Below are 18,018 nucleotides of genomic sequence, written 5' to 3'. Positions count from 1 at the left end.
CCGCCGCTCAGCGGGCCGCGGCGACCGCCTCGGCCAGGATGTCCGGCGCCTTCGCCAACGACGGCCCGTACCAGGTGAGATGGCGTCCGCTGACCAGCGCGGCGGGCAGCCCGGGGAAGGCCTCGGGGCCGTCCTCGGCGGTGAAGCGGTACGGCTCGTCGGGGAGGACGACGAGGTCGGCGCCGGCGGCGTTCAGCTCGTCCACCGGGATGCGGGGGTAGCGGTCGGCGTGCCCGGCATAGAGGTTACGGACGCCGAGGCGGACGAGGAGATCGCCGGCGAAGGTGTCCCGGCCCAGCACCATCCACGGCCGCCGCCAGATGGGGACCACCGCGGCCAGTTCCGCCGGCCGGGGCGGCAGGTCCTGCCAGGCGGCCTCGGCGGCGTCCAGCCAGCCGGGCCTGGGCAGGCCGCAGCCGCGCACCAGGACGCGCGCCAGTTCGCGCAGCGCCTGGTCCAGGGTCCTGATCTCGGTGACGAGGACGTCCAGGCCCGCGGCCCGCAGCGCGCCGAGGTCCTGCGGCCGGTTCTCCTCCTCGTTGGCGATCACGAGATCGGGTGCGAGGGCGGCGATCCGGGCGGTGTCGGGGTTCTTGGTGCCGCCGATGCGGGTGACGCCGAGCCCGGCGGGGTGGCTGCACCAGTCGGTGGCGCCGACCAGCAGCTCGGGCGCGCAGGCGGCCACCGCCTCGGTGAGGGACGGCACCAGGGAGACCACACGGCGAGGGGGCATGCCCCCACCGTACGGTGCACCCCCACCGCGCACCGTTCGCTCGGTGAACTCCCCGCTCAGAACCGGGCGCTGACGGTGCGTCGGAGGAGATACGCCGCACCGCCGGCCAGCACCAGCAGGGCCAGCCCGCCGGCCGCCTGCGTGGTGTTCACACCGTCCACGCTGCCGCCGCGCACGGTGACGGTCTCGGTGTACCGCGCGCCGCCCGGCCCGCACTCGATGACGACCTTGTAGCGGCCGGGCGTCACGCCCTCGTCGACGGTCGCCTCGGCGGCCATGCCGCGGGTGTCGGGGCGGAGCGCCACCGCGCCGCCGAAGAGGGTCGATGCCGCCCTGGCGCCCTGGGCCGCGGCGCAGTGCCGGCCGTCGCTGACGTTCACCTCTTGGCCGGCCGTCACCGGATTCGGCGCGACCCGGGCCGAGGCGGCCGGTGCGGCGAGCCCCAGGACGGCGGTGCTGAGCAGGGCGGCGGCGGTTATACGCGCAGCGTTCACGGTCGGCTCCCGCGCCGGCCGCGGCCGCGGCGGCCACGAGGGACAACCGGCGCACTGGCAGCGAAGCACCCCTCCCGCGCCGCCGCGACGTGGGGCGTCCGTTCGGGCGGACGGCTGCTCCATCGGGGGCGTCCGGGCCTCGCGCCGTGCCGCGGCACCAACCCGGCGACGGTCCAGCGCACCTCCGTGTGGCGTAGGGGGCGTACGGCATCATGCGGGATGTGACTCGACGCCTGATGCTCCTCGACACCGCTTCTCTCTACTTCCGCGCCTACTTCGGGGTCCCCGACTCCGTCAGGGCCCCGGACGGCACACCCGTCAACGCGGTGCGCGGTCTGCTGGACTTCATCGCCCGGCTCGTCCAGGACCACCACCCCGACGACCTGGTCGCCTGCATGGACTTCGACTGGCGCCCCCAGTGGCGGGTCGATCTGATCCCCTCCTACAAGGCGCACCGGGTCGCCGAGGAGGCCCCCGCGGGCTCCGCCGAGCCCGATGTGGAGGAGATCCCGGACACCCTCTCCCCCCAGGTCCCGATGATCGAGGAGGTCCTCGACGCGCTCGGCATCGCCCGCATCGGGGCCGAGGGCTACGAGGCCGACGACGTCATCGGCACCCTGACCGGCCGGGCGGCAGGGCCGGTGGACATCGTCACCGGCGACCGCGACCTCTTCCAGCTGATCGACGACCGGCGCGGCATCCGCATCCTGTATCCCCTCAAGGGCGTCGGCACGCTGCAGATCACCGACGAGGCGCTGCTGCGCGCGAAGTACGGCGTGGACGGGCCGGGCTACGCCGATCTGGCGCTGCTGCGCGGGGACCCCAGCGACGGCCTGCCGGGGGTGCCCGGCATCGGCGAGAAGACCGCCGCGAAGCTGCTGGACGCGTACGGCGATCTGGCGGGCATCATGGCCGCCGCCGACGACCCCGCCTCGAAGCTGACCCCCACCCAGCGCAAGCGGCTGACCGAGGCACGGCCGTATATCGAGGTCGCCCCCAAGGTCGTACGGGTGGCCGGCGATGTGCCGGTGCCCGACGTCGATATCGCGCTGCCGGCCGAACCGGCCGACCCGGAGCGGCTGGAGGCGCTGGCCGCGCAGTGGGGCTTGGGCGGATCTTTGCACCGGCTGCTTCTCACACTCCAGAGATGAACTGTTAGGTTAGGTATACCTAACCCATGGGTGAGGCCTCACCCACGACCGCGTCAGGGGAGATTGCCGTGGCAGAAGAACGTCCGTCCCGCAAAAAACCCGCCGTGCACCGCGCCCAGGTGCTGCGCACCGCGCAGCTCACCCCGCATATGGTCCGCGTCGTGCTGGGCGGCCCGGGACTGGCGGAATTCACCGCGGGCGACTACTCCGACCACTACATCAAGCTGGTCTTTCCGCTGCCCGACGTGGCCTACCCCGAGCCGTTCGACATCGCGCAGATCCGCGCCGACTTCCCGCGGGCGCAGTGGCCCAGGACCCGTACGTACACCGTGCGTTCCTGGGACGCCGCGGCCCGCGAGCTGACCGTCGACTTCGTGGTGCACGGCGACGAGGGCCTCGCCGGCCCCTGGGCGGCCGCCGCCGAGCCGGGCGACGAGGTGCTCTTCCTCGGCCCCGGCGGCGCCTACCTCCCGCAGGCCGACGCCGACTGGCATCTGCTGGCCGGCGACGAGAGCGCACTGCCGGCCATCGCGGCCTCGCTCGCGCGGATCCCCGCGGGCGCGCCCGTGCACGCCTTCATCGAGGTGGCGGGCCCGGAGGAGACGCAGGAACTGGACGCACCGGCCAACGCCCAGATCACCTGGCTGTACCGGGGAGGCGCACCGGTCGGGCGTGAACTAGTCGCCGCCGTAAGGGCGTTGACGTTCCCGGCCGGACAGGTCCAGGCATTCGTCCATGGCGAGGCGGGCTTTGTGAAGGAGCTGCGGCGGCTGCTGCGGATCGAGCGCGGGATCCCCCGCGAGGCCCTGTCGATCTCCGGCTACTGGCGCTCCGGCCACGACGAGGACGGCTGGCAGGCCTCCAAGCGCGACTGGAACCAGCAGATGGAGGCCGAGCAGGAGGCCGCACCGGCGGCGGCCGCCTGACACACAGCAACGCCATGCAGAGCAACGCCACAGAGAGCAGCACCGCCCGAGGGCGCCCGCGAGTCGCGGGCGCCCTCGGCGTTTTCCGGACCGCCGCGCCCCCTCGCGCGAGCCGACGCATCAGCCGACCGGCGGTCAACGCCCTTGCGCCACAACCCCCTTGCCAATCCACCTCCCATCATGGATAGTCCAGCTATCAGATAGCGGAAAGCGCTACTATCCATTCTGCTGGGGGATCCGCATGTCCAGATACCGCTCACTGCTCGCCTTCTCCTGGGCGATGGCGGCGCTCGCCGTCGTGTCGGCCACCGGCCTGATCGTCGACGACCGCGTCCTGGTCGGCTCGCCCATCTGGCTCAAGCCCCTCAAGTTCTCGGTGTCGTTCGCCGCCTACGGGCTCACGCTCGCCTGGATGCTGTCCCGGCGCGCCGCCCCGAGCCGGGTCGGCCAGTGGGCGGCGCACACCGCCGTCGTGGCCGGCGCCATCGAGATGGCGATCATCACCGGCCAGACGGTGCGCGGCCGGCGGAGCCACTTCAACATCGAAACCCCCCTGGACCAGGGCCTGTTCGTGGCCATGGGGCTCACCATCGTCGCCCTGTGGGCCAGCACCTTCGTCATCGCGCTACTCCTCTTCCGGGCCCGTCTGGGCGACCGGGCCACGACCTGGGCGATCCGCCTCGGCCTGCTGATCGCACTGGCCGGACTGCTGCTCGGCGGCCTGATGGTGCTGCCCACCCCCGCCCAGCAGGCCGCGGGCGATCTGGCCACCACGGTCGGCGCGCACAGCGTCGGCGTCCCCGACGGCGGCCCGGCCATGCCGCTCACCGGCTGGAACACCACCGGCGGCGACCTGCGCATCCCGCACTTCTTCGGCATGCACGCCCTCCAGGCGCTCCCTCTCTTCCTCTACGCGATCGAGGCGCTGGCCGGACGCTTCACCCGCCTCCGCAGCGCCGAGGTACGGCTGCGCCTCGTATGGGTCGCGGCGGGCTGCACCACCGCACTGCTCGCCCTGGTGACCTGGCAGGCGCTGCGCGGCCAGGCACTCGTCCACCCGGATGCGGCGACCCTCGCCGCGCTCGCCGCCATCGCGGTGGCCACGGCGGCGGGTACGTACGCGGCGCTGCGCGGACGTCCCGCACCGGCCCAGTCCCCCACCCCCGCCCAGGAGTTGCCCGCATGACCCACAGCGCCCTCTTCGACCTGGCCTTCTACCTCGCGGCACCGTTCTGGGCGCTGATGGTCCTCGCCCCCGGGTGGCGGTGGACCGACCGGATCGCCGCCTCCCCGCTCCCGATGGTGCCCGTCATCGCCGTCTATCTCGCCCTGGCCCTACCGGTGTTCCCGCAGCTGTGGGCCGCGGTGAGCCGTCCCGAACTGACCGGTTTCCAGGAACTGCTGACGCTCGGCGGTGGCGCGGGCGCCATCTGGGCCCAGGTGATCGCCTGGGACCTGTTCCTGGGCCAGTGGATGTACCGCGAGGCCCGCACGCTGGGCATCCACCCCCTGGTCATGGGACCGCTGCTGGTGCTGACCGTCCTGCTCTCCCCCATCGGCGTCCTGCTCTTCCTCGGTATCCGCGCGGGCGTCCGTCGCGCGTCCGCCCACCACCGGGTCGATAGCCTGCGGAAAGCGAACGCGCCGACACCAGGCCGACACCAGGGGGAATCATGAACCGCGAGGAACGCGCCATCGGCGCCGTCCTGGGCTCCGCCGTCGGCGACGCGCTCGGCGCACCCTTCGAATTCGGCGAGCCCGGCACGTACAGCGCGCGATTTCCCGACGGGCGGGCGGAGATGCGGGCGGGCGGCGGCTGGGACCCGGGCGAAGCCACCGACGACACCCAGATGGCGGTGCTCACCGCCCAGTCGCTGCTGGCACGCGGCGGCCTCGACCTGCCCGATGTCTTCCGCCGCTTCCAGTGCTGGGCAGCCGGCGGACCGAAGGACATCGGGCTGCAGACCGAGGACGTACTCGGCAGCGGGCTGCCCTGGGACCGCGCGGCCGCGGCGCACTACGAGATCAACGCCCGTGCCGCGGGCAACGGTTCCCTGATGCGCGCGGCCCCGTCGGCCGTGTACTTCGCCGGCCGCGGCCGCACGACGACGATGGAAGCCGCCCGACGGCTGGCCGCCCTCACCCACGGCGACCGCGCGGCCTGGGAGGGCACCGCGGTCCTCCACGAACTGATCAGGGTCGCCCTGGACGGAGCCGATCCGCTCGCCGCCGTACCGGACGCCCTCGCCGGCGTGCACCCGGACCACCACGACCGCTGGGCCACCGTCCTCGCCCCCGACTGGCACCCCGCTCTCGCCACCGAGTTCAACGGCGCGGTCTGGCCCTGTCTGGGGTCCGCACTCTGGGCCCTGCGCACCACCGGCTCGTACGCCGACGCGCTGGGCGCCGCGATCGATCTCGGCGGGGACACCGACACCGTCGCGGCGGTCACCGGCGGGCTGGCCGGCGCGGTGTACGGCGCGTCCGCGATCCCGGACCGCTGGACGCGCCCGCTGCACGTCCCGCTGCCCGGGTTCGGTGACACGGTGCTGCGGACCGCCGAACTGACCGTGCTGGCCGAGGAGTTGCTGCGGGCAGGAGCCTGACCGGACCGGCGTGTCCGCCCGCTCAGTCGTGGTGGAAGACCTCCCGCATCGGTGTCCACCACTCCCCCGGCACCGCCCCCTCGGTCTGCTGCTGGCAAGGGTCCGTGAGCCGCCACCACTCCTGGGTCACCGGATCGGCGGCCATCCGCGCCATATCCGCGGCGTAGTCCTCGCCCACGTACTCGACGTACGAGAAGAGCAGATCGCCCTCCAGGAAGATGGAGTAGTTGCGGAGGTTGCAGGCCGTGATCGTCGCCAGCACCGCGGGCCAGGCCGCTCGGTGCAGCCGCAGATACTCCTCCCGGTGCTCGGGACGCAGCTTGATGACCTTGCCGAAGCGCCGTACGGGGGTGCTCTGTTCCTCACTCGTCGCACTCATGGCCGCATCCTTCACCCACCGCCCCGCCCGCGACAGAGCAGACGGCGCCCGCCCCGTCGACCGGGTACGCGGGCGCCGTCTCCTCAGCTCGGTCCGGCCTACGCCGTCGGCTCAGCCCACCGACGAATACGCCACCACACCGCGCAGCACCGCATCCACGGCCTTGCGCGCCGTCCGCGCCACCGAGCCCTCGGGCGGGGCCGCCGCCGCGATCTGACCGAGGACGTCGATCAGCTGCTTGCACCAGCGGACGAAGTCGCCGGCCGGCATCTCCGCCTCCACCAGCACCTCGTCGAGGCCGAAGCCGGACGCCCAGCGGTACGCGGCCCAGGCGAAGCCGAGGTCCGGCTCGCGCTGGCCGACCCCCTCCGCCTGGTTGATCTTGTGGTCCTCCTCCAGGGCATCCAGCCGCCCCCAGATCCGCACCATCTCCGCCAGCGCGTCCCGGGCCCGGCCGGCCGGCAGCTTGGGCGCCACCGCGTCGTCCGCCTGCCGCGCCTCGTACACCAGCGCCGAGGCGCAGGCCGCCAGCTCAGCAGGGCCGAGCCCCTCCCAGACGCCGTCCCGCAGACATTCGCTCGCCAGCAGATCCAGCTCGCCGTAGAGCCGGGCCAGCCGTCGGCCCTCGTCGGTGACGGTGTCGCCTTCGAGGTAGTCCAGCTCGGTCAGCAGCGCGCAGATCCGGTCGAAGGTGCGCGCGATGGTGTTGGTCCGGCCCTCGATCCGGCGCTCCAACTGCCGGGTGTCGCGCAGCAGACGGTGATAGCGCTCGGCCCAGCGGGCGTGGTCCTCGCGCTCGTCGCAGCCATGGCAGGGGTGCGCGCGAAGGGCCGTCCGCAGCCGGGCGATCTCCCGGTCGTCGGCCGCCTCGGCGCGCGGCTTACGGTGCCGCGACGGCACCAGATGGCCGGCCTTGGTGCGCAGCGCGGACGCCAGATCGCGCCGCGACTGCGGGCTGCGGGCGTTGAAGGACTTCGGGATCCGCATCCGGTCCAGCGCGGTGACCGGCACCGGGAAGTCGATCGACGCCAGCCGCTTGACCTGCCGCTCCGCGGTCAGCACCAGCGGCCGCGGGCCCTCCTGCGCCTCGAAGCCGCGGTGGCGGTTGGTCCGCCCCGGGGACGTACCCGGGTCGAGCACCAGGGCCAGCCCCGCGTACTTGCCCGTCGGCACATGGATGACGTCGCCCGGCTTGAGCTTCTCCAGCGCCGCCACCGCCGCCACCCGCCGCTGCGCCGCGCCCTGCTTGGCCAGCTCCGTCTCGCGGTCCTTCAACTCCCGCCGCAGCCGGGAGTATTCCTCGAAGTCGCCGAGGTGACAGGTCATGGAACCGCGGTAGCCCGTCAGGCCCTCCTCGTTCCGCTGGACCTGCCGCGAGATCCCGACCACCGACTTGTCGGCCTGGAACTGCGCGAAGGACATCTCCAGCAGCTCCCGCGAACGGTGCCTGCCGAACTGCGAGACGAGATTGACCGCCATGTTGTACGACGGCTTGAAGGAGGAACGCAGCGGATACGTACGGGTGCCGGCGAGGCCGGCCAGCGCGCCCGGGTCCATACCGCGCTGCCACAGGACCACGGCATGGCCCTCGATGTCGATGCCGCGACGCCCGGCGCGGCCGGTGAGCTGGGTGTACTCGCCGGGGGTGATGTCGGCGTGCTGCTCGCCGTTCCACTTGACGAGCTTCTCCAACACCACCGAGCGCGCGGGCATGTTGATGCCCAGCGCGAGCGTCTCGGTCGCGAAGACCGCCTTGACCAGGCCCTGGACGAACAGCTCCTCGACGACCTCCTTGAAGGTCGGCAGCATGCCGGCGTGGTGGGCCGCGATGCCCCGCTCCAGCCCCTCCAACCACTCGAAGTAGCCCAGCACATGGAGGTCGTCGTCCGGTATTCCGGCCGTCCTCGCCTCCACTATGCGGCGCACCTTCTCGCGCCCCACCTGGTCGTTGAGCCGCAGGCCCGACGCCAGGCACTGCTGGACGGCCGCCTCGCAGCCGGCCCGGCTGAAGATGAACGTGATCGCGGGCAGCAGGCCCTCGTTGTCGAGGCGGTCGATCACCTCGGGCCGGCTGGGCGTCCAGATCCGGCTGCGCTGACGGCGCTCGCGCTCGCGGTCCGCCTCCCGCATCGTTCGGCCGCGGCGCTTGTCCCGGCCGAACGTCGGGCGGCTGTTCTCCATCCGCGCCAGCCGCTCCAGGTCGGGGTTGACCTCCCGGCGGGCGCCGCTCCGGCCGTCCCGCTCCTCGAACAGGTCGTAGATCCGGCGGCCCGCGAGGACGTGCTGCCACAGCGGCACCGGCCGTTCCTCGGCGACGATCACCTCGGTGTCGCCACGGACCGTGTCCAGCCAGTCGCCGAACTCCTCGGCGTTGGAGACCGTGGCCGACAGCGATACCAGCGTCACCGAATCCGGGAGGTGGATGATCACCTCTTCCCAGACGGCGCCACGGAAGCGGTCGGAGAGGTAGTGCACCTCGTCCATGACCACATAGCCGAGGCCGACCAGGGACTGCGAGCCGGAATAGAGCATGTTCCGCAGCACCTCGGTGGTCATCACGACCACCGGCGCCTCGGAGTTGATGCTGTTGTCACCGGTCAGCAGCCCGACCTTGTCGGCGCCGTAGCGCTTGACGAGGTCCGTGAACTTCTGGTTGGACAGGGCCTTGATCGGGGTGGTGTAGAAGCATTTACGGCCCTGCTCCAGGGCCAGGTGGACGGCGAATTCGCCCACGATCGTCTTGCCGGACCCGGTGGGGGCCGCGACCAGCACGCCTTTGCCGGCCTCCAGGGCCCGGCACGCCTCGACCTGGAACGGATCCAGCCCGAAGTCGTACATCTCTCGGAAAGGGGCGAGTGCGGTGGCCTGCTCGGCCGCTCTGAGCTTGGCGGCGGCATAGCGCTCAGCAGGGGACATGTCCTCGGTCATCGTGCTTACGAGCCTACCGGCCACCTCTGACAACGACCGGATCTTTATGGCGGCCCTTTACCCGACGAGCCACAGCGAGCCACTCCGCTCCCCGGCTCCCCGGCTCCCCGGGCAGGCGAACGGCCCCGGCTCACAGAGCACGGGGCCGTTCGAAAACCATTGGTCACCACACGTCACACGCGCGTGACAAAAGGTCACGTCACATCGTCATAGCCGCCGCGCCGGGTCACCTCGTCGCCCGGCTCGCCGGTCGCCTGCTCCGGGAGCATCCGGCCGGAGGAGACCGGCTCGATCCCGCCGATGCCCTCGGGCGTCAGATCGAGCTCGGAGGCCTCGTCGTCATCGAGGCCCGCGTCCGGGTTGCCGCGCCTGCGGCGGCGGTCGTTGACCAGGCAGATGCCGACGGCGCCGAAGTACAGCACCACGATCGGCGCGGCCAGCAGGCCCATCGTCAGCGGGTCACCGGTGGGCGTCGCGAGCGCCGCGAAGATCGTGATGCCCAGCACCATGAACCGCCACCAGCTCATGATCCGGTGGCCGGTGAGCACCCCGCCGAAGTTGAGCAGCACCAGCACGAGCGGCAGCTCGAAGGCGAAGCCGAAGACCAGCACCATGCGCGTGACGATGTCGAAGAACTCGTCGGCCGGAAACTGGTTGGCCCAGTCGCTGGGGGTCAGCCCGACCAGCGCACCCGCGGTGGTGGGCAGCACTGCGTAGGCCAGGTAGGCACCGCCGAGGAACAGCGGCACACCGGCGGCGACGAAGCTCAGCGCGTACTTCTTCTCATGCCTGTGCAGCCCCGGCGCGAGGAACGCCCACAGCTGGTAGAGCCACACCGGGCTGGCGAGGACGACCCCTGTCGTGAGGGACAGCTTGAGCATGATGGTGAACGGTGCCAGCAGACCGTTCGCGGTGACCACGACGCACGGATGGTCCCGCGGCGCGGCAACCGAGGTGCCCTTGGGGCAGCCCACCGTGTCGATCACCGGGCCCGTGATGAAGTGGGCGATCCACTCGTACTGCCACATCGCAACGGCGGTGACCACGGCCATCGCCAGCACCGACTTCAGCAGCCTGTTGCGCAGCTCACGCAGATGCGCCGCGAGCGGCATCCGCCCCTCGGGGTCCTTCTCCTGCTTGCGGGCGGACTTGAGCAACCCACTTCCTCGTCTCGTACATCAGCCGTACCCGACGGTCGGCGACTGGATCGTTCGGGTCAGCTCTTGTTGGTGGTGTTCGGCTCGGCCACGGGGCGCGAGCTGCTCACATCACCGGGAGCCGCCTGAATCGTACGAGGGGCCTGCTGGGCTGCCTCGGAGGGCGCCTCGGACGTGGTGCCGGTCGTGGCGCCGTCCTCCGTCTCGCCCTCCTTCTTCATGGCCTTGGCCTCGCTCTTGAGGATGCGAGCGGACTTGCCGAGCGCACGCGCCATGTCCGGGAGTTTCTTCGCACCGAACAGCAGCACAATGACTGCGATGATCAGAAAGATCTCGAACGGCTTAAGGTTGCTGAGCATCTGCGACTACCTTCTCGCCGGGGCGGCGTCTGCTGTGGTGCCTGCCGAATGCGGATCGGACTGGCGTTCCTGGTGCTGCCCTCGATCGTAACGTTTGGTGGTAAACGCTGGGCAATCCCCGTGCGTACTCCGGATTGCCTGCCCTGATGCGCGGCCCACCCGCCTCAGGGACCGCACCGCTGATGCAGCGTACCTCCCGGATCTCCGCCGCAGCAGGGTGCCGCCGTCAGTCCCTGCCGCCTTCATGGGCGTGACCAGCGTGGCCGTGGGCGGCGAGCGGCGTCGCGGCCCGCTCCAGATCCTGCGCGGCCCGCTGGATCCGGTCCGACGCGGTGGCCACCTGGCGCGCCAGCCGCCGCACTTCGACGAAGACGCGGACGGCGAGGACACCGAGCACGGCGATGCCGAGGAAGCCGAGGGCGATAGCGATCATGGGCCAGAGCATGGGGCGAGCCTATCGGGCCGCCCCGGAGGGAGCCGTCGGGCGTCACGCCGCCCGGTCAGCCGGTGTGCAGCCGCAGCGTCCGGACGCCGCCGTCGGTCAGCAGCTCGACGATCCGCTCGCCGGCCGGCTTGCGTACCGACCTGCCGCAGTCGGGGCAGGTGAAGGAGTAGAACGTGGTGCGGCTGCTGGCACCGATGGCCAGCCGGAAGGCGTCCGAGGCAAGTTCGAAGCGGCCCCGGCAGTCCGGGCAGGCCGCCTTGAAGTGCACCGGAGCGGTCATCGTGGCCATCGTGGTCGTCATCCTTCGCTGCCTCCTCCTTACGGTGATCGGAGCTTACGGTGATCGGTGCGTGCGGTGACCGACTGCTCGCCGGCCGTCACGGTGACCGGGGCGCCGCCCGCCGGGCCCGGCGCAGCGCGCTCACTCGCCGTACGCCGCGAGCGCCTGGTTCGCCGCCTGCCGCGCACTGTCGGCGAGGGCCTGCGGCGAGACGATCCGGCCGTCCCTGCCCAGCCGCAGCGCGAGGCGCCGCAGCGAGGCCGGGTCAGGCGTGCGCAGGGTGATGCGCAGCCCGCCGTCGGACAGTTCCTCGGCGCTGTCGTGCGGGTAGTACTCGGCGACCCAGCGGCCGCCGGGCCCGACCTCGATCACGACCTCGGGGTCCTCGGCCGCCGGCTGCACCAGGCCTTCGGACAGGTCCCGCAGCTCGATCGGCGGCGGGTCGGCGGGCGCGTCCAGCAGCTTGATCTCGGCGACCCGGTCGAGCCGGAAGGTGCGCCGCGCCTCCGAGAGCCGGCACCACGCCTCCACATAGGTGTGGCCGACGGCGAACAGCCGGATCGGGTCCACCTCGCGCTCGGTCAGCTCGTCGCGGGCCGGTGAGTAGTAGCGCAGCCACAGCCGGCGGCGCTCGGCGATGGCACGGTCCACGTCGGCGAAGACCCCGCCCTCGGACTCGAAGGTCACCGAGAGCCGGGAGCTGGCGCCGGCCGCCTCACCGGCCGCCGCCTCCAGCTTGGCGGTGGCGCGCAGCAGCGCCTGCCGGTCGCCCTCGCGCAGTCCGGGGAGGGTGGCCACGGCGCGGGCCGCGACGAGCAGCGCGGTGGCCTCGTCGGCCGCCAGCCGCAGCGGTTCGGCGACATCGTCGGGGTTGTGCCACCAGATGCGGTCGCCGTCGGTGTCGATGTCCAGGAGGTCGCCGCCGCGGAAGCTCGTACCGCACATCGGCAGTACGTCGAGGTCGGCGATCAGCTCGTCCTCGCTGATCCCGAAGGCGCGGGCGACATCGCCGACGCGCGCGCCGGGGCGCTCGCGCAGATAGGTGACCAGCGACAGCATCCGCCGGGTCTGGTCGATCGCGTTCGTAGCCATGGAGTGCGTCCCGTCCCTCTCAGCCCTTGGCCACGGCGCGCAGCCGGTCCACGACATCGGCCCGCAGTTCCGCGGGTTCCAGCACCACCACGTCAGGACCGAACTCCACCAGCCAGGCGTCGAGTCCGTGCCCGTTGGGGATCTCCAGCTCGTCCCAGCCGTCGCCCAACTCCCGTACGGAGAGCGCGCGGGCGCGCAGCGGGTAGCCGTGGTCGGCGCGGAGCCTGATCCTGGCGGTGCCGGTGGCGGTCTCGCCGGCCCAGCTCTCGACGGTCTCGCGGACGGTGACGTGGTCCGGCACCGGCGCGGTGAACTTCCCTTGCCGGGAACGGACCTTGCCGGTGATACGGGACAGCCGGAAGACCCGCTCGGCCTGGCGTTCCCGGTCCCAGCCGGCGACGTACCAGTGGCCGCGCCAGCACTCCAGGATCCACGGCTCGACCTGCCGCTGCTCGGGTCGGGCGGCGTTGGACTTGCGGTAGTCGAAAATGACCGGGCGGCGGTCCCGGCAGGCCAGCATCAGCGGCTCGAACGCCGCCTCGTGGGCCGGGATGCGGGGTTCGAGGGCGCTGTGCGGCTGCCCGGCGTCGATGTCCTCGCCGTCCGCGGCCAGCGGCATGCCGGCCGCCCGCAGCTTCTGCAGCGCGCCGCTGGCGGCGCCGGCCAGCCGGGCCTGCTGCCAGATCTTGGCGGCCAGCCCGAGGGCGGCGGCCTCCTCGGCGTCCAGGGTGATCGGGGGGAGGCGGTTGCTGTCCCGGCGGGCCACATAGCCGGGCTCGCCGTCGATGCCCTCGACGGTCTCGATGACCAGGCCCAGCTCGCGCAGATCGTCCTTGTCCCGCTCGAACATGCGGTTGAAGGAGTCGTCGCTGTTCGCCTCGATATACGCCTCGATGGACGACCTGAGCTCACGCTTGGTCAGCGGGCGTCGCGTCCCCAGCAGGCACAGCGCCAGGTTCATCAGCCGCTCGGCCTTGGCAATCGCCATCGACGCCCTTTCGCGTTCTCCCGTTGTACTTCCCGACCGTTGACCGTACCGCTCAGGGTGCCCCGGGCAAAAGCCGAGGGCCCATGCCCCCGGCTCCGGACGGCGTCCGGACGGGGGCATGGGCCCTCAGTGGATCAGCGGTGGTCTCAGACGGAGACCAGGTCGCAAACGAAGATCAGCGTCTCGCCCGGGGCGATCTTGCCGCTGCCGGCGCCGCGGTCGCCGTACGCGAGGTGCGCGGGGATGGTCAGCCGGCGGCGGCCGCCGACCTTCATGCCCTGGATGCCCTTGTCCCAGCCGGTGATGACCTGGCCGGCGCCCAGCTGGAACTCCAGCGGGTTGCCGCGGTTCCAGCTCGCGTCGAACTCCTCGCCGGAGCTGAAGGAGACGCCGACATAGTGGACCTTGACGAAGTCCCCGGCCTTGGCGACCGGCCCGTCACCCTCCCACAGGTCCACGATCTCCAGCTCGGTGGGAGCCGGGCCCTCGGGGAAGTCGATCTCGGGCTTGTCGATGTTCACGAATGTGCTCCTACTTACGAATCTTTACGATTGCCGCGTCAGTCTCGCAGATGTGATCAGAACGTGCCGACGATGTCGACCACGAAGACCAGCGAGTCCCCCTTTTCGAGACCGCTGCCCGGCGGCGGCGCGTCACCGTACGCCAGGTCCGCGGGGATCGCGAGCAGCACCCGGTCACCGATGTGCTTGCCGACCAGGCCCTTGTCCCAGCCCTTGACGACGCTGCCGGTGCCGATCTGGAACGCGGTCGCACCACCGTGGTCCCAGGACGAGTCGAACTTCTTGCCGTCCCGCCACTTCACACCGGTGTACTGCGCGACAAGCGCGTCCCGGGCCTTCACCTCGCGGCCCTTGCCCTTGATCAGCACCTGCTCCTTGAGCTCGGTGGGCGCCTTCTCCCCCTTGGGAATGGTGATCTCCGCGGCCTTCTGCCCCTCGGCCTTCACCACCGGCATACCGTCCTCAGGCGCCGCCTGCTCGCCCTTGACCTGGGCCTTCTTGTCGATATGGGTGGCCCCGGCGATATCGAAGACGAACACCATGCCATCGCTGGGCTTGATACCCGACTGCGGGTTCACCTCACCGATCAGCGCCTTGGCGGTCCCCTCCACCTGGACCCGGCTGCCGACCTTCTGCCCCTCCAGCGCCTCCAGCGCCTTCACCGGGACCGGCAGGTTCTGCTGCATCTGCGGCAGCTGTTCATTGAGCTCGAACACGAGCTGGCGCTTGGGGGCGTTCTTGTCCGTGCCGGGCTGGACGTCCCAGCTGCTGCCGAAGCTCTGCCCCTTCATCAGCTGCCCCGCGTAGTCCGCGCGCACGTTGTCGCCCTTCTTCACGGCGACCCCCTTGCCCGCGACAACGGTCTTGGTGACCACCTTGTCGGACGCCTTGGCGCCCTTCGCGACGGTGATCTTGGGCTTGTCACCGACATCGCCCTTCACCGTGGCGACCGCCACCGCGGACGAGCCCTTGTCGTCGTCCGACCCGCAAGCGGCGGTGAACAGCAGAAGGGGCACCGCCAGCGCGGCGGCGGCGCGACGGGTGGTCTTCGTGAACGAGCGGTACGGGGGGCGTCCCCCGGGAGATTTCAGCATCTGTCCAACTCGGGCTCGTGGGGGTGGATGGGCAATGCCCGCCACTCTACGACCTGTGCCCCCAACCGTTTCCCGAAGCAACACAGCAATGTGCCGGGAGCATTCGCGCTCCCGGCACACCACCACATTCCCCGCCCGGTCACATCCCGGCGATCAGCTTCTCCACCCTGTCGTCGACCGAACGGAACGGGTCCTTGCACAGCACCGTCCGCTGCGCCTGGTCATTGAGCTTCAGATGCACCCAGTCGACCGTGAAGTCACGGCGCTGCTCCTGCGCCCGCCGGATGAAGTCGCCGCGCAGCCTGGCGCGGGTGGTCTGCGGCGGCACCGACTTGCCCTCGAAGATCTTCAAGTCGTTGCAGATCCGCGCCGCTTGCCCCTTCCGCTCCAGGAGGTAGTAAAGACCCCGGCGGCGGTGAATGTCGTGATACGCGAGGTCTATCTGCGCCACCCGAGGGTGGGACATGGTGATGTTGTTCTTTGTGCGGTAACGCTCGATGAGCTGATGCTTCATCACCCAGTCGATCTCCGTGGAGATACGGTCCAGCTCCTGGTCCCGGATCGCCCCAAGGGTGCGGCCCCACAACTCCAGGACCCGCTCGACCGTGCCCGTACGGATTCCCCGGCGATCGCAGAAATCGACGGCCTTTTCGTAGTACTCCTGCTGCACCTCGAGAGCCGAGGCCTCCCGGCCGCTGGCCAGTCGCACCTTGCGCTGGCCCGTGACGTCATGACTGACCTCACGGATCGCCCGGATCGGATTCTCCAGCGTCAGATCACGCATTACCGTGCCCGCCTCGATCATGCGCAGCACGAGATCGGTGGCCCCGACCTTCAGCAGCATGGTCGTCTCGGACATATTGGAGTCACCGACGATGACATGCAGCCGGCGATAACGCTCGGCATCCGCATGCGGTTCATCGCGGGTATTGATGATCGGCCGGGAACGGGTGGTCGCCGAGGAAACGCCCTCCCAGATGTGCTCGGCACGCTGGCTTACGCAGTAGACGGCGCCCCGCGGCGTCTGCAGCACCTTGCCCGCACCGCACAGCAGCTGACGCGTGACAAGGAACGGAATGAGGATGTCCGCGAGCCGGGAGAACTCACCATGACGGGCCACGAGATAGTTCTCGTGACAACCGTAGGAGTTTCCCGCCGAATCGGTGTTGTTCTTGAAGAGATAGACGTCGCCCGCGATTCCCTCCTCATGCAGGCGGCGTTCGGCGTCGACGAGCAGGCCCTCGAGAATGCGCTCGCCGGCCTTGTCGTGGGTGACCAGTTCGGTCACGTTGTCGCACTCGGGGGTTGCGTATTCCGGATGCGATCCCACGTCCAAGTACAGGCGGGCGCCGTTCCGCAGGAAGACATTGCTGCTGCGGCCCCATGACACAACACGGCGGAAGAGGTACCGCGCCACTTCGTCAGGCGACAGTCGGCGCTGTCCCCTGAACGTGCACGTGACGCCGTACTCGTTCTCCAGCCCGAAAATGCGGCGGTCCATGACTGAACATTACGCCTGATGGCCTGCTCTGAAACCGGGTTCGACAGCCCCGTTTCGATCATTTTCCGCCGGGCGGGCACCTTCGGTACGCCGCACGGGATCCCCAAGAAATCGCTTCGTCGACAAAAGCACGAGCAACGCCGCGACCCCACCGGCACCGGCCACCGCGAAGCCCGCCGGCGAACCGCCGCCCTCCACGACCGGCCCCACCACCGACTGGCCCACCGCCGCACCGACACCGAACGTCGTCACCAGCCACGAAAACGCCTCCGTCACCGTGCCCTTGGGCGCATGCCGGTCCACCACCACGAACGCACAGGCCAGCGCCGGTGCCAAGAACACTCCGGAGAGCCCCGCCAGCGCCGTCATCGCGACGACACCGGGCGCCAGCATCAGCGGCAGATACCCCAGCGCCAGAAGCGAGACGAGCAGCCGCAACCGGTTCTCCGGCCGCCCCGGCCACTCGCGGACGCCGTAGACCAGCCCACCCACCAGCGCGCCGGCACCCAGCGCGGACAGCAGATAGCTGGAGACCATGGCGTCCCCGTGCTCATCGGCGTACGCCACCGCCGCGACCGCTATCGACCCCAGCGCCAGCCCGACGAAGAAGAACGCCCCGATCAGCACCAGCATCCCCGAGGACCGCAGCGCACCCAGCCAGTGCGCCTCACGCGGCCCGCTGCGCCACTGCCGGGACGGCTTCGAGACCACGACGGACAGCGCACCGAGCACCCCGACCAGATTGATCACCAGCAGCGCGACCCGCTCCGACCAGGCCGCCACGGACAGCGTGACCAGCAACGGCCCCACCGCGAACATGACTTCCTGCGCGACCGCGTCCAGCGCGTACGCGGCGTGCACCCGGTCCTCGCGCTTGAGCACCCCCGGCCACAGGGCCCGCAGGCCGCCCTCCAGGGGCGGCGTGAAGAAACCGGCGATCACCATGGCGACGTAGGCGAGCCACGGCACATCCAGGCCGACGACGGCCAGCAGCGCCATCCCGAGGCCGGAGAGCACCGAGGCGGGCAGCATCACCCGCGGCTGGCCGTACACATCCACCGCCCGGCCCAGCAGCGGCTGGCCGACGGCGGTGAAGACGCCGTAGACCGCGGAGAGCGCGCCGGCGAGCGCATAGCTGCCGCCCTCGGCGCGGACGAAGAGCACCACGGCCAGCGCGGCGGTGGCGTTCGGCAGTCTGCCGACCAGGGTGCCCACCAGGAGCCGCGCCGCGTGCCGGGTCCTGAGCAGCTCCGCATATCCCGCGGCCATCCCCGCCCCTCTCCGTCCGGCACACCCGGACGTGATACGTATAACCTGCGGCGTTATACGTACCATGGCCGCAACCCGCGGGTCCACCCCGCAGC

At 71.0% G+C, this 18,018-nt stretch carries 19 protein-coding genes; 5 read left to right on the top strand and 14 right to left on the bottom strand.

From position 1 onward, the window contains the following. Positions 1-7 precede the first annotated feature (7 nt). Together FCH28_RS32855 and FCH28_RS32850 are read right to left on the bottom strand one after the other, a co-directional pair. A complete protein-coding gene (locus FCH28_RS32855) occupies positions 8-733 on the bottom strand; it encodes a helical backbone metal receptor (RefSeq protein WP_136743853.1) in 726 nt (241 codons plus the stop codon). A 56-nt stretch (positions 734-789) separates the two neighbouring features. Continuing rightward, on the bottom strand, positions 790-1,227 hold the full coding sequence (locus FCH28_RS32850; protein WP_136743852.1) for a hypothetical protein: 438 nt from the start codon (positions 1,225-1,227) through the stop codon (positions 790-792). A 236-nt stretch (positions 1,228-1,463) separates the two neighbouring features. Between FCH28_RS32850 and FCH28_RS32845 the strand changes: the two genes are divergently transcribed. From FCH28_RS32845 to FCH28_RS32825, 5 genes are all read left to right on the top strand, one after another. Continuing rightward, positions 1,464-2,378, top strand: a complete 915-nt coding sequence (locus FCH28_RS32845) for a 5'-3' exonuclease (protein ID WP_136743890.1) — start codon at positions 1,464-1,466, stop codon at positions 2,376-2,378. 68 nt (positions 2,379-2,446) lie between these two features. Continuing rightward, positions 2,447-3,304, top strand: coding sequence for a siderophore-interacting protein (locus tag FCH28_RS32840; RefSeq protein ID WP_136743851.1), 858 nt, complete (start codon positions 2,447-2,449; stop codon positions 3,302-3,304). Positions 3,305-3,584: 280 nt separating this feature from the next. Further along, the gene (locus tag FCH28_RS32835) at positions 3,585-4,490 is read left to right on the top strand and encodes a hypothetical protein (protein ID WP_136743889.1); all 906 of its coding nucleotides are present in this window, start codon (positions 3,585-3,587) and stop codon (positions 4,488-4,490) included. Next, entirely contained in the window at positions 4,487-4,981 is a 495-nt protein-coding gene (locus tag FCH28_RS32830) for an ABA4-like family protein (protein ID WP_136743850.1), read from the top strand. The genes FCH28_RS32835 and FCH28_RS32830 overlap by 4 nt, the downstream gene beginning before the upstream one ends. Then, a complete protein-coding gene (locus FCH28_RS32825) occupies positions 4,978-5,910 on the top strand; it encodes an ADP-ribosylglycohydrolase family protein (protein WP_136743849.1) in 933 nt (310 codons plus the stop codon). The genes FCH28_RS32830 and FCH28_RS32825 overlap by 4 nt, the downstream gene beginning before the upstream one ends. A gap of 22 nt (positions 5,911-5,932) precedes the next feature. Here FCH28_RS32825 and FCH28_RS32820 read toward each other — a convergent pair whose 3' ends face one another. From FCH28_RS32820 to FCH28_RS32765, 12 genes are all read right to left on the bottom strand, one after another. Then, positions 5,933-6,289, bottom strand: coding sequence for an L-rhamnose mutarotase (locus tag FCH28_RS32820; RefSeq protein WP_136743848.1), 357 nt, complete (start codon positions 6,287-6,289; stop codon positions 5,933-5,935). Positions 6,290-6,400: 111 nt separating this feature from the next. Further along, positions 6,401-9,217 carry a DEAD/DEAH box helicase gene (locus FCH28_RS32815; protein ID WP_136743847.1) on the bottom strand — a complete coding sequence of 939 codons (2,817 nt, stop codon included), beginning with the start codon at positions 9,215-9,217 and terminating at the stop codon, positions 6,401-6,403. A 194-nt stretch (positions 9,218-9,411) separates the two neighbouring features. Next, positions 9,412-10,374 (bottom strand): twin-arginine translocase subunit TatC, encoded by a 963-nt coding sequence (gene tatC, locus FCH28_RS32810; RefSeq protein WP_246103431.1) that lies wholly within the window; start codon positions 10,372-10,374, stop codon positions 9,412-9,414. 59 nt (positions 10,375-10,433) lie between these two features. Further along, positions 10,434-10,733, bottom strand: coding sequence for a Sec-independent protein translocase subunit TatA (tatA, locus tag FCH28_RS32805; protein WP_136743846.1), 300 nt, complete (start codon positions 10,731-10,733; stop codon positions 10,434-10,436). 226 nt (positions 10,734-10,959) lie between these two features. Continuing rightward, positions 10,960-11,178, bottom strand: a complete 219-nt coding sequence (locus FCH28_RS32800; RefSeq protein ID WP_136743845.1) for a hypothetical protein — start codon at positions 11,176-11,178, stop codon at positions 10,960-10,962. 55 nt (positions 11,179-11,233) lie between these two features. Continuing rightward, positions 11,234-11,479: a hypothetical protein gene (locus FCH28_RS32795; RefSeq protein WP_136743844.1), complete on the bottom strand. Its 246-nt coding sequence runs from the start codon at positions 11,477-11,479 to the stop codon at positions 11,234-11,236. Between the two features lie 120 nt (positions 11,480-11,599). Beyond that, positions 11,600-12,550: a helix-turn-helix transcriptional regulator gene (locus FCH28_RS32790; protein ID WP_136743843.1), complete on the bottom strand. Its 951-nt coding sequence runs from the start codon at positions 12,548-12,550 to the stop codon at positions 11,600-11,602. Between the two features lie 19 nt (positions 12,551-12,569). Beyond that, positions 12,570-13,538, bottom strand: a complete 969-nt coding sequence (locus tag FCH28_RS32785) for a helix-turn-helix transcriptional regulator (RefSeq protein WP_136743842.1) — start codon at positions 13,536-13,538, stop codon at positions 12,570-12,572. 146 nt (positions 13,539-13,684) lie between these two features. Then, positions 13,685-14,059 carry an FKBP-type peptidyl-prolyl cis-trans isomerase gene (locus FCH28_RS32780; protein ID WP_136743841.1) on the bottom strand — a complete coding sequence of 125 codons (375 nt, stop codon included), beginning with the start codon at positions 14,057-14,059 and terminating at the stop codon, positions 13,685-13,687. Between the two features lie 56 nt (positions 14,060-14,115). Next, on the bottom strand, positions 14,116-15,153 hold the full coding sequence (locus tag FCH28_RS32775) for an FKBP-type peptidyl-prolyl cis-trans isomerase (protein ID WP_136743840.1): 1,038 nt from the start codon (positions 15,151-15,153) through the stop codon (positions 14,116-14,118). A gap of 139 nt (positions 15,154-15,292) precedes the next feature. Beyond that, positions 15,293-16,654 carry a Pup--protein ligase gene (gene pafA / locus FCH28_RS32770; RefSeq protein WP_136743839.1) on the bottom strand — a complete coding sequence of 454 codons (1,362 nt, stop codon included), beginning with the start codon at positions 16,652-16,654 and terminating at the stop codon, positions 15,293-15,295. A gap of 9 nt (positions 16,655-16,663) precedes the next feature. Next, complete coding sequence (locus tag FCH28_RS32765; protein WP_136743838.1) at positions 16,664-17,923, bottom strand: MFS transporter; 1,260 nt, start codon at positions 17,921-17,923, stop codon at positions 16,664-16,666. Between the last annotated feature and the right edge of the window lie 95 nt (positions 17,924-18,018).

This window comes from Streptomyces piniterrae, assembly GCF_005048155.1.
In the GTDB taxonomy this organism is placed as follows: Bacteria; Actinomycetota; Actinomycetes; order Streptomycetales; family Streptomycetaceae; genus Streptomyces; species Streptomyces piniterrae.
The sequence above is the reverse complement of the archived record's forward strand: the minus strand, read 5'-3'. Positions and strand labels throughout refer to the sequence as shown.

Bases quoted from the DNA above. Each gene is read 5' to 3' on its own strand.
- FCH28_RS32855 (WP_136743853.1), bottom strand. From the start codon at position 733: ATGCCCCCTCGCCGTGTGGTCTCCCTGGTGCCGTCCCTCACCGAGGCG.
- FCH28_RS32845 (WP_136743890.1), top strand. From the start codon at position 1,464: ATGCTCCTCGACACCGCTTCTCTCTACTTCCGCGCCTACTTCGGGGTC.
- FCH28_RS32835 (WP_136743889.1), top strand. From the start codon at position 3,585: ATGGCGGCGCTCGCCGTCGTGTCGGCCACCGGCCTGATCGTCGACGAC.
- FCH28_RS32830 (WP_136743850.1), top strand. From the start codon at position 4,487: ATGACCCACAGCGCCCTCTTCGACCTGGCCTTCTACCTCGCGGCACCG.
- FCH28_RS32825 (WP_136743849.1), top strand. From the start codon at position 4,978: ATGAACCGCGAGGAACGCGCCATCGGCGCCGTCCTGGGCTCCGCCGTC.
- FCH28_RS32820 (WP_136743848.1), bottom strand. From the start codon at position 6,289: ATGAGTGCGACGAGTGAGGAACAGAGCACCCCCGTACGGCGCTTCGGC.
- FCH28_RS32815 (WP_136743847.1), bottom strand. From the start codon at position 9,217: ATGACCGAGGACATGTCCCCTGCTGAGCGCTATGCCGCCGCCAAGCTC.
- tatA (WP_136743846.1), bottom strand. From the start codon at position 10,733: ATGCTCAGCAACCTTAAGCCGTTCGAGATCTTTCTGATCATCGCAGTC.
- FCH28_RS32800 (WP_136743845.1), bottom strand. From the start codon at position 11,178: ATGCTCTGGCCCATGATCGCTATCGCCCTCGGCTTCCTCGGCATCGCC.
- FCH28_RS32795 (WP_136743844.1), bottom strand. From the start codon at position 11,479: ATGACGACCACGATGGCCACGATGACCGCTCCGGTGCACTTCAAGGCG.
- FCH28_RS32790 (WP_136743843.1), bottom strand. From the start codon at position 12,550: ATGGCTACGAACGCGATCGACCAGACCCGGCGGATGCTGTCGCTGGTC.
- FCH28_RS32785 (WP_136743842.1), bottom strand. From the start codon at position 13,538: ATGGCGATTGCCAAGGCCGAGCGGCTGATGAACCTGGCGCTGTGCCTG.
- FCH28_RS32775 (WP_136743840.1), bottom strand. From the start codon at position 15,153: ATGCTGAAATCTCCCGGGGGACGCCCCCCGTACCGCTCGTTCACGAAG.
- pafA (WP_136743839.1), bottom strand. From the start codon at position 16,654: ATGGACCGCCGCATTTTCGGGCTGGAGAACGAGTACGGCGTCACGTGC.
- FCH28_RS32765 (WP_136743838.1), bottom strand. From the start codon at position 17,923: ATGGCCGCGGGATATGCGGAGCTGCTCAGGACCCGGCACGCGGCGCGG.